Annotated in this window: 16 protein-coding genes; 7 read left to right on the top strand and 9 right to left on the bottom strand. The window is 63.8% G+C overall.

Annotation, left to right across the window (positions count from 1 at the left end):
* The first annotated feature begins 26 nt into the window (after positions 1-26).
* Genes WJU27_RS05240 through WJU27_RS05215 form a run of 6 tightly spaced genes read left to right on the top strand, consistent with a single transcriptional unit; the run spans position 27 to position 6,342 of the window.
* Positions 27-647, top strand: coding sequence for a GspH/FimT family pseudopilin (locus WJU27_RS05240; RefSeq protein ID WP_341421346.1), 621 nt, complete (start codon positions 27-29; stop codon positions 645-647).
* The gene (pilV, locus tag WJU27_RS05235; protein ID WP_304003655.1) at positions 647-1,093 is read left to right on the top strand and encodes a type IV pilus modification protein PilV; all 447 of its coding nucleotides are present in this window, start codon (positions 647-649) and stop codon (positions 1,091-1,093) included. Before WJU27_RS05240 ends, pilV begins: the two co-directional genes overlap by 1 nt.
* Entirely contained in the window at positions 1,090-2,082 is a 993-nt protein-coding gene (locus WJU27_RS05230; RefSeq protein ID WP_341421345.1) for a prepilin-type N-terminal cleavage/methylation domain-containing protein, read from the top strand. Before pilV ends, WJU27_RS05230 begins: the two co-directional genes overlap by 4 nt.
* A complete protein-coding gene (locus WJU27_RS05225) occupies positions 2,079-2,618 on the top strand; it encodes a pilus assembly PilX family protein (RefSeq protein WP_341421344.1) in 540 nt (179 codons plus the stop codon). The genes WJU27_RS05230 and WJU27_RS05225 overlap by 4 nt, the downstream gene beginning before the upstream one ends.
* Positions 2,619-2,620: 2 nt before the next feature.
* Positions 2,621-6,007 (top strand): pilus assembly protein, encoded by a 3,387-nt coding sequence (locus WJU27_RS05220; RefSeq protein ID WP_341421343.1) that lies wholly within the window; start codon positions 2,621-2,623, stop codon positions 6,005-6,007.
* A gap of 2 nt (positions 6,008-6,009) precedes the next feature.
* The gene (locus tag WJU27_RS05215) at positions 6,010-6,342 is read left to right on the top strand and encodes a hypothetical protein (RefSeq protein ID WP_341421342.1); all 333 of its coding nucleotides are present in this window, start codon (positions 6,010-6,012) and stop codon (positions 6,340-6,342) included.
* Positions 6,343-6,752: 410 nt separating this feature from the next.
* On the opposite strand, the gene WJU27_RS05210 is transcribed toward WJU27_RS05215, so the two are convergent.
* The 9 genes from WJU27_RS05210 to WJU27_RS05170 all read right to left on the bottom strand — a co-directional run bounded on the left by WJU27_RS05210 (position 6,753) and on the right by WJU27_RS05170 (position 11,879).
* Positions 6,753-7,796, bottom strand: a complete 1,044-nt coding sequence (locus WJU27_RS05210; RefSeq protein WP_341421341.1) for a zonular occludens toxin domain-containing protein — start codon at positions 7,794-7,796, stop codon at positions 6,753-6,755.
* Entirely contained in the window at positions 7,793-8,065 is a 273-nt protein-coding gene (locus tag WJU27_RS05205) for a DUF2523 family protein (RefSeq protein ID WP_341421340.1), read from the bottom strand. The genes WJU27_RS05210 and WJU27_RS05205 overlap by 4 nt, the downstream gene beginning before the upstream one ends.
* Complete coding sequence (locus WJU27_RS05200) at positions 8,062-9,423, bottom strand: virulence factor TspB C-terminal domain-related protein (RefSeq protein ID WP_341421339.1); 1,362 nt, start codon at positions 9,421-9,423, stop codon at positions 8,062-8,064. Before WJU27_RS05200 ends, WJU27_RS05205 begins: the two co-directional genes overlap by 4 nt.
* Before the next feature lie 64 nt (positions 9,424-9,487).
* Complete coding sequence (locus WJU27_RS05195; RefSeq protein ID WP_341421338.1) at positions 9,488-9,820, bottom strand: hypothetical protein; 333 nt, start codon at positions 9,818-9,820, stop codon at positions 9,488-9,490.
* Between the two features lie 2 nt (positions 9,821-9,822).
* Positions 9,823-10,002, bottom strand: coding sequence for a hypothetical protein (locus WJU27_RS05190; RefSeq protein WP_341421337.1), 180 nt, complete (start codon positions 10,000-10,002; stop codon positions 9,823-9,825).
* 64 nt (positions 10,003-10,066) lie between these two features.
* On the bottom strand, positions 10,067-10,354 hold the full coding sequence (locus WJU27_RS05185) for a major capsid protein (RefSeq protein WP_341421336.1): 288 nt from the start codon (positions 10,352-10,354) through the stop codon (positions 10,067-10,069).
* A gap of 109 nt (positions 10,355-10,463) precedes the next feature.
* A complete protein-coding gene (locus WJU27_RS05180) occupies positions 10,464-10,739 on the bottom strand; it encodes a hypothetical protein (RefSeq protein ID WP_341421335.1) in 276 nt (91 codons plus the stop codon).
* A gap of 7 nt (positions 10,740-10,746) precedes the next feature.
* Positions 10,747-11,691, bottom strand: a complete 945-nt coding sequence (locus tag WJU27_RS05175) for a replication initiation factor domain-containing protein (RefSeq protein ID WP_341421334.1) — start codon at positions 11,689-11,691, stop codon at positions 10,747-10,749.
* Entirely contained in the window at positions 11,688-11,879 is a 192-nt protein-coding gene (locus WJU27_RS05170) for a hypothetical protein (protein WP_341421333.1), read from the bottom strand. Before WJU27_RS05170 ends, WJU27_RS05175 begins: the two co-directional genes overlap by 4 nt.
* A gap of 158 nt (positions 11,880-12,037) precedes the next feature.
* Here WJU27_RS05170 and WJU27_RS05165 point away from each other — a divergent pair, with 158 nt between their 5' ends.
* The gene (locus WJU27_RS05165) at positions 12,038-12,427 is read left to right on the top strand and encodes a DUF3693 domain-containing protein (RefSeq protein ID WP_341421332.1); all 390 of its coding nucleotides are present in this window, start codon (positions 12,038-12,040) and stop codon (positions 12,425-12,427) included.
* Positions 12,428-12,453 lie beyond the last annotated feature (26 nt).

Raw genomic sequence — 12,453 nt, 5'->3', positions numbered from 1 at the left:
ACTGATCGTCCCTCATTGCGTCCCTCATGTCCGGCCCCCATCCACAGACGGGCTTTTCGCTGCTTGAACTGATGATCACGGTCGCCATCCTGGCCGTGATCGCTGCTTTTGCGGTGCCGTCTTTCCAGTCGCTGATCATGCTCAACCGTCTGGCCAGCGAGGCGAACGAACTGGTCGCCGCACTCGGGCAGACGCGCACCGAAGCGATACGCGTGAACCGGCGCGTCATCCTCTGCCGCGCAGCGACCGACGGCGGCACGGTCGCCGCGGCCACCGGCTGCGTGGCCGGCGCCGGGCGCTGGGCCGGCTGGATGGTATTCGTCGACGCCGACGCCAGTGGCACCTACAACCCGAACGCGGCGAGCAACCCGGACGAGGTGCTCATCCGCACGCACGCCTTTCACGGCAACCTTCTTCAGACCGTAGCCGGTAATGCGCTGGCCGGCGCCGGCAACCGCATCGTTTTTCGGCCGGACGGCCTGGCCCGCGCGCCCGGCCAGACCCTGCTGCAGACGGCCACGCTGCGGCTGTGCGAGGCGTCGGCGACAATCCAGCAGAACGCGCGCGACGTCAGGCTGGGCGGTGGCAGCCGCGTCAGCGTGGCGCGCGCGACCTCGGCCGCCTGTGCGGCGCCGGAGGACGTCTGATGCGCGCGCCTTCCGGGCAGTCCGGCATTTCGCTGATCGAGGTGCTGGTCGCCATTTTCGTGCTGGCCATCGGCATGCTGGGCATGGCTGCGCTGCAGATGGCCTCGCTGCGTTCCAATCAGAGTTCCTACGAGCGCAGTGCGGCCGTCATGGCCGCCTATACGATGATCGATCGCCTGCGCGCCGACGTCACCGCGGCGCGCGCCGGCAGCTACAACCTCGCCCTCGACGACGACTGCGCGTCGCCGGGCGGCTCCACTTTTCCGGAAGTCCAGCTCGCCGCCTGGCTGGCCGATCTGCAGACCAGCATGGGACCGTCCGCCTGTGGTGGCGTGACCTGCAGCGCAGGGGCGGCCGCAAGCTGCGTCATCAGCGTGCGCTGGGACGACAGCCGGGTGCAGGGTGGCCTGAGCAATCAGACCTTCAGCATCGAGGCGCGGCTGTGAGTACGCGGGGGCAGGGCGGCAGCACGCTGATCGAACTGATGATCGCGCTCACGCTCGGGCTGTTCATCATCGGTGCCGCCATCGCGCTGATGCTGAGCAACCGGCAGACCTACGACACGACCGAAGGTCTGTCGCGCATCCAGGAATCGACACGCACTGCGTTCGAGCTGCTCGCGCGCGACATCCGCGAAGCCGGGCTCAATTCCTGCGGCGGCGCGCTGCAGTTCGTCAATGTGCTGACCAATTCGTCGTCGCTGTGGTGGACGCAGTGGAACGGCGGCGTACGCGGCTACGGCGGCAGCGACGCCTTCGCTGGCGCCACCTTCGGCTCGGGCGTCGGTCAGCGCGTGGCCGGTACTGCGGCGCTGCACATCATGCGCAGCGGCAGCCAGCCGCAGACGGTGGCCAGTCACGATACCGGCAGCCAGCTGCTGACGCTGAGTCCGCGCAACAGCGCGCTGTCGGCCGGCGATCTGGCCATTGTCTGCAATTTCAGCCAGGCCAGCCTTTTCCAGGTGTCGGCGGCCGACGCAAGCACGGTGTCGCACGGCACCGGCGGCACACCGGGCAATTGCTCGCGCGGTCTCGGCTTCGCCAATCCGCCCGACTGCAGCGAAACCGGTCAGACCTACCGCTTCGAGGCGAATGCCGTGGTGATGCGGCTGGAGTCCCTGGCCTGGTACGTGGGAAACACCGGCCGCACATCGACGACATCGCGTTCGCTCTATCGCGTGGCCCCGCAGAACGAGGCCGGCACGCTGTCGCTGGTGACCGAAGAGGTGCTCGACGGCGTGATCGACCTGCAGCTCGACTACCTGATCGAAGGCGGCAGCGCCTACGTCGCCGCATCGGCGGTCACCGACTGGAATGCGGTCACCGGTGTCCGCATGCGTCTGACGATAGAGGAACCGGATCGCCCCGCAGCAGTGACCGACCGCGTGCGCCGGACGATGACGCACGTCGTCACGCTCAGGAACCGGATGTCATGAGCGTCCATCTACCGCATGCGCAACGTGGCGTCACCCTGGTGGTGGCGCTGATGCTGCTGATCGCCATCACGCTGCTCGGTCTGGCCAGCATGCGCGGCACCGGCATGCAGGAGCGCATGAGCGCCAATCTTTACGACCGCGCGATCGCCTTCCAGGCCGCCGAATCGGCGCTGCGCGAAGCGGAGGCGCTGCTCGCCACCGGCACCGCCGGGCCCTTCGACGGCACGGTCAGCGGCCTCTATCCGAAGCCGGCGCCGGGTGCCGAGGATTTCGCCAATCGCTGGGAGGCGGCTGCCACCGTGTGGGCCAACGCCTCGGTGTGGTGGGAGGGGGCCGACGCCGACACGCGCGCCAAGGCGGCCGGGGCGCCGCAATACATCATCGAGGATCTCGGCATCTGGCCGTCCACGCCCGACTGCGATACGGTCACCACCATCGCCGCCGATTGCCTGAAACCGCGCTATCGCATCACGGCGCGCAGCGCACCGGTGTCCGGTCGACCTTCGGTGTTGCTGCAGACCACTTACCGGCCATGACCATGCACCCGCTTCCCGCCCTCTACCGCTTCCTCGCTGCGCTGCTGCTGGCCTGCCTTGCAGGGCAGCCTTTGCGCGCGGCGGTCGATATCGCTGACGCACCGATCATGGTGGGCAGCGCGGTCGCGCCCAACCTGATGTTCCTGCTCGACGATTCCGGCTCCATGCAGTGGGAGGTCATGCCGGACGAAAACCTCTATTCCGCCTACTACCTGTTCCCGGTCCCTTTCGGGCTGTATGGCGGCAGCACCTATACCTCGCAGGTGCCGACCTTTCAGGACAACAACATCCACAACTTCTTCAGCCGGTCGCCGGACAACAACGCGGTGTTCTACAACCCGCAGACAACCTACAAGCCCTGGATACGCCACACCGGCGTCAGCTTCGGCGACGTGTCGCCGACGGCGGCACCTTACAACCCGTCCGACACCTCTCGCGGCACGCTCAACCTCACTGCGTCGCAGACGCAATCGGCGTACTGGTTTACCAACACGTCGAACACCAACCAGAATTCCGCGAGCTACGCCTGCGGTCCGCCGTGCAACCAGACCTTCCAGCCGATCACCTTCTTCATCTATCGGGGCAGCGGCTCGCGGGTCAGTGCGGCGAATTACACGAAGTACCAGATCCGCGGCACGCGGGCCTACAAGCGCGACCCGGTCACCACGGCAGAGGTCGAGATCACCAGCTTCAGCTGGCCCAATGGTGTCACCCGCACGGTTGCGCAGGAAACGCAGAACTTCGCCAACTGGTTCAGCTACTACCGCAGTCGCATCCTCGCGGCGCGCGCTGGCGCGTCGATCGCCTTTGGCCAGCTCGGTACCAATTACCGGGTTGGTTTCCGCACCATCAACGGCGACGGGCAGCTGCTGATACCGACCAGTGGAACCTTCAGCGGCAGCAATCGCGAAACCTGGTTCCAGCGCCTGCTCGAAACCGACATCGGCACCAGCGGCACGCCGCTGCGCACCGCGCTGAACTGGGCCGGCAACTACTTCGAGACCAAGACGGGAACCGACGACCCGTGGAAGGACGCGGCCTACACCAATCCGCTGGCCTGCCGGCAGTCCTTCACCATCCTGACCACCGACGGCTACTGGGGTGACACTTTTTCGCTGCCGGTGGGCAGCCAGAACGCTGACGGCAATGAAGCGCGGCCATACCGTGACACGCACAGCAACACGCTGGCGGACGTGGCGATGCACTACTACAAGCGCGATCTGCGTACCGGCATCGCCAACAACGTGCCGACCAGCAGCCGCGACCCGGCGGACTGGCAGCACATGGTCACCTTCGGCCTGTCGCTCGGCACCAGCGGCACGCTGGACCCGGCCACCGATCTGCCGGCGCTGACCGCGGGCACCAAGAGCTGGCCGAATCCGACGCTGAGCTCGCCCGCCAAGCTGGACGACCTCTGGCACGCCAGCCTGAACGGCCGCGGCGGCTTCGTGAATGCGACCAATCCGACGCAGTTCGTCGATGGCCTGTCGGCGATGCTGACCGACATCGGCGAGCGGGTGGCGTCCAGCGGCACGGTGGCGGCGACCAGCACATCGATCACCTCTAACACCCTGCTGTTCCAGGCCCGTTTCGTTGGCGGCGACTGGACCGGCGACCTGTGGGCCACGCGCATCCTGACCGACGGCACGCTGGCGACCACGCCGAGCTGGAAAGCGTCCGAACACCTGCCGACGCCTGCCAATCGTTCGATCTACACGTGGTCAGGCACGGCCGGCATCCCTTTCCAGTGGGCCAATCTGACGGCTGCGCAGCGCACCACCCTCGGATCGTCGGCCATCGTCAGCTACCTGCGCGGCGTCACCAGTGGCGAAGCGCGCAATGGCGGCAGCTATCGCAACCGGTCATCGGTACTGGGCGACATCGTGAATTCGGCGCCGCTCTATGTTGGCGCGGTCACCGATCTGCGGCTTGACCGCTTCAGCTGGACTGGCGCCAGCACCTATCAGGACCACCGGGCGGCCGTCGCCGCGCGGCGCGAGATGGTCTATGTCGCGGCCAACGACGGCATGCTGCATGCCTTCGACGCGCGCACCGGCGACGAACGTTTCGCCTTCGTGCCCAGCGGTGCGCTGGCAACAATGAGAACGCTGGCCAATACCGATTACGCACACAAGTTCATCAACGACGGCTCAGTCGTCGTGGGGGAGGTGTATTTCGGCGGCGCCTGGCGCACGGTACTGGTCGGCACTCAGGGGCGTGGCGGCAAAAGCGTGTACGCGCTGGATATCACCAACCCGGACGGTTTCGCCGCGAACAAGGTGCTGTGGGAATACACGCACACCAGCCTTGGCCAGACGACCGGCACACCCGTCATCACGCGGCTCAACGATGGCAACTGGGCGGTGGTCGTCGGCAACGGCTACAACAGCAGCAACGAGCGCGCCGAGCTTTTCGTGCTGAATATCTCGAATGGTGCGCTGATCGCACGCATCGACACGCTGCGCGGCTCGGGCACCGCGCCGAACGGTCTGGCGACCGTGGAGGGTGTAGATGTCGATCGGGATGGCGACACCGATTTCGTCTATGGCGGCGATCTGCTCGGCAATCTGTGGAAGTTCGACCTGAGCAACGCCGCCCCGGCGCAGTGGCGGATCGCCTACGGAACCACCGCGGCCCCGGATCCACTCTTCACTGCGCGCAGCGCGAGCAACGTGGTGCAGCCGATCACCGGCGGCGTGAGCGTCGGTTTCAATCCGGCCGACCGCAAGCTGTGGGTGTTCTTCGGCACCGGCCGCTATCTGTCGACCGGCGACCTGTCCACCACGGCAACACAGACCTGGTACGGGCTGAACGACACCGGCAGCACCATCGCCAGCCGCAGCGATCTGGCCCAGCGCATCATTCTGCAAGAGGGGGCGACGGGGCAGGGCGACCGTTACCGTGTCATTTCCAAGCCCGGCGACCCGACCGGCGGCAGCACGATGACCAACAAGCGGGGCTGGTACATCGACCTGACTTCACCGACCGGTGGCCCCGAGGGCGAGCGCATCGTTTTCGCGCCGGTGCTGGGCGCGACCACGCTGTTCGCCAGTACCCTCATTCCAAGCAGCGACCCCTGCGAACCGGGTGGCCGCGGCTGGGTGCTGGGCGTCAATCCATTCACCGGCGGTCGCCAGGAGTTCGATGTGTTCGACTTCAACCGCGATGGCGGCGTGGATGCCGGCGACCAGGTCAATCTGACCGGTGGCAACGGCACCAACCGCAAGGTGGTCGGCAGCGGCTACAGCACGGACAGCCTGCCGGGCAGTCCGCTGCAACTGGGCAAGCAGCAGGTCGTCGGTGGATCTGACGGCAATTCGCAGACACGCCGCGTGTCGGACGGACTGCGCTCCGGGCGCGTGTCGTGGAAAGAGATACTGAGGGACTGACGATGAGAGCCTTGATTGCCGGACTGATGTGCGTGGCCGCGGGCGGCGCGTACGCCGCCGAACCCTTGTCGCCGATCGCCAATCCGTCGCTGTACGAATCGCGCGGCACGGTCGGCACCGTGGACAGCGCGTCCGGCACGCTGATGATCGGCGGCAAGCGCTACAAGGCGAACGCCAACACCGTCATCTTCATCGACGACGGTCGCGGCAACGTGCGCAAGGCGCTGAAGCTGGCCGACATTCCGCCCAATGTGCCGGTCAGCTTTTCGGCTGGTGAGGACGGACAGGTCACGCAGATCTACGTCGGCAGCGGAATCCAGCCGTTCCGGCCGTAGTCGCGAGGCCGCAAGGACCGGACGGGAACGGCACTCGATCGAGGCGGTATAGCTGCTTCAGACGAATCGGACGCACGGATACACCCGATATCGATAGTTCTGAAAATTACTGTTTTCAGAAGTTGGATTGCGAGCGCTGGCGCTGCTCTCGTCGATTGTCAAGAGCGTTTCGCGGAATATTTCGCGCTTGCGTCCGTCATTTTTTGCTGCGGGCGCACATGGTTGCATCGGTGCGTGAGCGGAGCGGCCCTTTCTCACCCCGCGTCACGAGCCGGGCGCGCAATGTAGCCCGGTCCTCATGAGCGTGCAAGACGGATCAATTCGCGGGTCCCCCCTCAGCCTCGGGCCGCCCGTATAACGTGAGTCGAGTGGTGTCCGTCCGGGGCGGTGCCCTTCGGTGCCCTTCCGGACTAGGCTGTTTTCTGGCTGGCAGGAATCGAAGTCGGGGCGGGAGCCTCCAACCACGGATTGAAGGGCGGCTTGCGCATCCACTCCCGGCACTGATCGGCCGTCAAGAAAGCGTCGGTGCCCTGGGGCGTGTAGCAAGTGCAGCGGTCTCGAATGGCAGCGCACCCGGCGACGTATGGCAGCGCCTTGACCTGTCGAAGCTTGTCGTACATCGGAGCGGACTCCGGTCTTGTCGTGATGCGCGGGAGCCAGTCGGCCAAAGGGTCAGCTTGTCCGGGTGAGGTGCGGGACTCGCCCCCCATCAGCGCCGGCTGCGCCGTCGCTCGATTGGCGGGCGCGCCCTTCTCTACGGATGCGACGACAGGTTCCGACTGTTCCGCGAACCTCGAAGAGTAGAAAGTCCATCCGAGGTAAGCCACGACGAACAGAATCAGCGGCGCCGCATAGACGAAAGTCGGAATGCGCCGATCGTTCTTGACATGCTTGCTGCTCGACGTGTAGAGCGCAAACGCATCCTTAGGGAGCCGATATTTGCGCTTGGCGGATATGTCGCGCTCGGCCTTCGAATCTGGATCGAATGCGCGCGGCATTTCGAAGAGCGAACGCCCGGACCAGTGGTTGCGCACGTGGATATGACGATTGACCAGCTTGCGGACGTTCGAATCAACGAACGTAGGACTTTGCGTGATCAGCCAGATGTCAATCCCTTTATGACGGTGCGTTTCCAGCGACTGAACAAGCGGCGGGACTTGAGAGCCAGTCGGCCGAGGCCGGAAAATCTTCTGAGCCTCGTCGATCAGCAGCAAGCAGCCGTCCGGCAGCGTAAGGCGCCATTCCTTCAAGGCCGGATCTTCCGGCAACGGCACAGAGTGGCACCACTCGGCGACCGGCGGCGGCTGCAGGTGTTCCAGCTTCAAGCCCGGAATGCCGAGGCAATAGACCAGCCTGCCCCGCTCTACTTCCTTGCGAAGCATGGACACAACGAGCGCGGTCTTTCCGGCACCGGGAAGGCCAGTGAAAAGCGTGATCTGTGCGCCGTCGCTCATGACGTGAAACCGAAGCGCTTGACGGCCATCATGGTCACGACGATGGCGAAGGCACTCAGCCAGATGTTGACTAGGTCGATGAAACCAGCCATCGCAACGATGGCATACAGGTCTCCGGTCAAGCCGCCGAGCGCACCGCGAACGAGTGCATCCAGCTGGTCACGCAACGCCGTCAGGCCCACGAGAGTAATCACGCCGACCCCGAGCGAAACGAGCACCTGACGTGCCCACATCCCGACACCGGCACCGATCAAGGCCGCAAGACTCATGATTGCCCCCTGCGCATGCCAACGAACACGAACACACCGGCAGTCAACAGGCCGATGACGATCACGACCGGCCGGACAGCTTCCGCACCGTCGCAGACTGGCTGCCAAGAGATTTCGTAGCTGCCGCCTGCGGCCGGCGTGAAGGTATAGGGCGCAGGACACGCGGCAGTCACGGATTCATAGCTGAGGCCGGGCACGTTGATTGTCCCGGTCGGAAGTTCAACGGGCGACGGTGTGCCGAGCGGCTGGCACGCCATGGCATCGGGATACAACTCACAGAACGGCTTCTCGTCGGCGGGCTTATTGTTCTGGCCGTTGGCGGGCGTTTCGGTGTTCTCCGTGGTAGTGGTCTGCCCGTCCGGCGTGGTCGTGGTCGTGGTCTGGTTCTTCGTGATGCCAACCGCCCCGGCTGGGCCGTATGCGATGTCATACCCGGTGGACGTGGTTGTCGTGGTCTGACCGGCTGGCGAACTGCTGACGCTGGTCGAGGTGCCACCCGGAAGCGAAGACGGACCAGAACCCTGCACCGGCTCTAGATAGCCGTTCAACGCATCACCGTCAGCAGCGTTGCCCTGCTCGATGAGTTCCTGCAGCGCTTGTTCTGGCGTCAAGTCGCCATCGACGAGGTTATCAGTTAGAAGGTCTTCGATGTCCTGATCTGTCGCGGGTACAGTCTGAGTCTGAAAGTCGGGCGGGACACCGACTGTGCGACGCCAAGCTCGCGGATAGGCACCTTGGACGGCCGGATAATTCGTGCATGAGTGCTCGCCGAACCATCCACTAGGCACCAGATTCTGAGCCCCCGGCACGACAGTCCAGTAAGTCCATAAATCAACGTCATTTTGTTCGACAACTGTCTGACCAAGACCAACGATCTGACATACGTTAGCGAGTGTGATCGTATTCTCGGGAACAGAAATCGGCGAACCCGGCGCGGGTATCTCTTTAAGCCACTGCTCAGACGCCCACTGAAGGCCAGCGCCAACCAGAGCGCCCCGAATCAAACCCGCCGGGCCGCCACGCTTTGCGAAATTGAGAGCGCCCTTCGCTAGATTTCGCGCTGTGATGCCTCGCTTGGCTTCAAGCGCCAGCGGGATGCCATCTACACGCGTCGCGACACCTCGGTATATCTCGGCGCTGCCAGCCCCGGCAGTGCCTGGGCGATATCCGCCATAACCGGTATCTTCGAGGCCGGGCACGACGGCATCCCACGCGCCGGAAAGGGTGACGCCAGAAGGAGCGGAAGGCGTGAGATTCAGATTGATGCGGCTACCCGCGGCGGTAGGCGCTGCGAACGAGATCACGCACCAAGACCCCAAGAGCAGACCGAACGCAAAAAAAAAGAGCCGGCGAATCATGAGACGATCAGCCAGATAGCGCCGACGACGGCGAAAAAGCCGGCGACGAAATAAGGATCGGGTGTCATGACATTGCCCTTTGCATGAGTTTGAAAATCGCGGCTCCGATAAGCGCCGAGCCGACCAGCCAGCCGAGGGCTACACCATCCGCCACGGACTCCGCCGGATCACACGGCACCTCGAGCACATTGGCATAGACAAAGGCATCGAAATCGCCGTTTATGGTCTTGACATATAGCCACTGCTCGCCGGAAAAGCCGTCCGGGTCCTCGTGCCGCAGTTCCCACTGAACCAAGTCACCAGACGCAGACACCGAGGAAACACGAGGCGCGGAAGCCGCCATCAGTACGCGGCCGGCTTGGTCGTCGAGGCACTGACCTTCCACCAAGATGGCCATATTCAGAGACTTCCGCCAAAACGCTTAAAGACCCACAGGACAAGCGCGATGAAGAAGGAGGCGGACGCGACAACGACGCAGTCGATACGCAATGCGTCCAGTTCGGAAACAACGTCCTCCGGCGGCGCACCGAACGCAAAGCCGCTGACGATCAACGAACACACAAGCAAAACGGTGCGCATATCGAGCTCCTCAGAAAGAAAACGCGCCGCATCCGAACGGCATCACGGACACGGCGCAAGCCGGTTACAGCGCGCGGCGGAAGTACTTGAAAACGACGATGCCGAGCGCGATGGCAAACGCCATACCGGCAATCGTCTTCGTGTCAACGGAAGCTGCGGTCAGTTCGGTGGTGACAGTTTCGGGCACGGCGGCGAGAACCGAACCGGCGCCGACCATGAGCGCGGTACCGACGGCGGCGCGAGCGGCGTTGATGCGATCCAGCTGGGATTGCAGGTGCTTTTTCATCTCTGTTTCTCCATGGCCCGTTGAAAGACCGGCGACGCTGGGCCAGATCGACGCCGGAGAAATCAAGACACCTCGGTGTATGGCGGAAGCGGACGGCCACGAAGCCAGAAGCCGAGGCCGAGGCCAACCGACAGACCGGAGACAAAGCCGAGGAAAAGACCGAGGTGTTCCATGGTCAGGCGGCTGCGGCGGGTTTCACGTTCGCGGGATGGAGCGCGTCAAAGCGCAGTTCCAGACGCCGGTTCATGTCAATGGAAACTTTCAGCTCGACCTGATAGACGCCGGGTTGATAGACGTGCTTGCCTTCGGCGAACAGTTCGGCGAAACCCTGGGTGCCATCGGGAAGCGTGACGATTCCGCCGATGATGGAATACGTCTTTGTCGTATCCTTTTTGCCGTTGAGATGACGGACGTTGATAAGCTGAAACGGGATTTGGAACGGGCTTTTCATGAATCACCTATGCGAGTAGCGGCGCGCGTAGCGCCTCGTGGAAAGCCGCCCTGTCGGACGGATGTGCGTGACGCCAGAAGGCTGGCGGTCTGTCTGTGTCAGAAAGATCGACGGCGGCGAGTAGCGCGCGGCATCGTTTGGGAAGTTCGGGCACGTGCAGCCATTCGAAGACGGCGCCAAGGTCGCCACCGGTAAGGCGCAACGCCATGTGCAGCGCCCTGCCCGCTTGCTTGCGGGCGTGGTCGAGGGTCTTTTCGACGGTGGCTTTGCCGATGGCGATCACCGTGCGGACGGCGGACTGCTCGGCGGGGTTGATCCAAGCCAGACACGGATACTTGCCGGCGAGGTATTCACCGGGATGGCGGATCATGTCGGCAGTCAGTTCGCGGTGGTTGTCCGCGTGCCATTCGCCTTCATAGCGGACCCATGGTGACGACGGGTCGCCCAGTTGCTTGCCTTTCTCATAGGCGCGAAGCTGGAAGCCGGCGCGGGTGCCGACGTAGAAAGTCGAGCCGTCGCCTGTGCCTTCGTCGCTGATGTACCGCGGCTTCGGCGCCGGTCCGCGTGCAGGATTGAAGCCGCCATCGTGATACTGGTCGCGGCACCACTGAACCGGGTGCGTGCCCTCGAAATCATCGTGCGCGAGGTCTATCCGCGTAATCTTCGCGGCCTGATCTTCGATGGTGTCCGCGATCAGGTCCCAATCGCGGACGGCAGCGCAGCCGGTGCCAGTCAGCGAAATATGGACGGTGCCGGCGTTGCCGCCGTACATGCACAGCCCGAGGCCGGGAATCTCAAGGCAGTGCGCATAACCGAAACGGCCGTGGCCGGTGTCCTGTACGGAGCCGGCGAGCGCGTCACCAAGGAAAAGCCCGAGAATGGATTGCAGGAAGGCGCGGGGGTCGCCTGTCGGGCGGAAGGTCACCGACAGGTAATCGACGATGGCGCTCATTTCAGATTGACGAACTTCGAGAGTTCGGCGGCGGTGGCGTTTTCAAGCTGGACGTTATCGTTCAGCATCTTGCGGAACTTGCTACGGCCAGAACGAAGGGCCGGGTCCGCAAGAGCCGCGCGGGCAACCTGAGCATTCCTGCGCGCCTGCTGAAGCTGCACTTCAAGAAGTTCCTGAACGGTCCGCATCTGTTTCCCCTTGGTCACTCTGAATTACCCCCGTAGTTACTAGGCGGGGGTTTCAACCGCCGGTTGATGTTTTGTATTCAAGCAGCGGTTGAATGTTTTGTCAAGCAGCGGTTGAACATTTATCCTCGGGGCGTTAACAGGTTCACGGAGCCGAGAGCATGAAACCCATTCGCATATATCTGGACGAGGCGAAAGAGCGCGGAATCGCCAAGAATGACAGCGACATCGCAAGGAAGCTGGAAGTAACGCCGCAGGCGGTCAGCAAATGGCGGAAGGGCGACGACGCGCCGGCAGAGGACACGGCCGCGCGGCTTGCGGAAATGCTCGGGAAGCCGGAAGTCATGGCAGAGTGCGCGGCAGCGCGGGCCAAGACGCCCGAAGGGCGGCGCATGTGGGAACGGCTGGCGAGGATCGCGGCGGCGGCCGTGGTGGTGGCCGCGGTGACCCCGCACGAAAGCTATGCCGCTGTCAAGATGCAGTGTGCATACAAGGGATTACTGTTTTCAGAACTTACATCGAGGCATAAGACTTCGCTCTCAACATCTTGAACAGAAACGATTCGCTACCCGCTCTT

The sequence above is a fragment of the Methyloversatilis sp. NSM2 genome (assembly GCF_038066675.1).
Taxonomy (GTDB): domain Bacteria; phylum Pseudomonadota; class Gammaproteobacteria; order Burkholderiales; family Rhodocyclaceae; genus Methyloversatilis; species Methyloversatilis discipulorum_A.
Note: the sequence above shows the minus strand (reverse complement) of the source record. Positions and strands in the feature narration are given on the sequence as shown.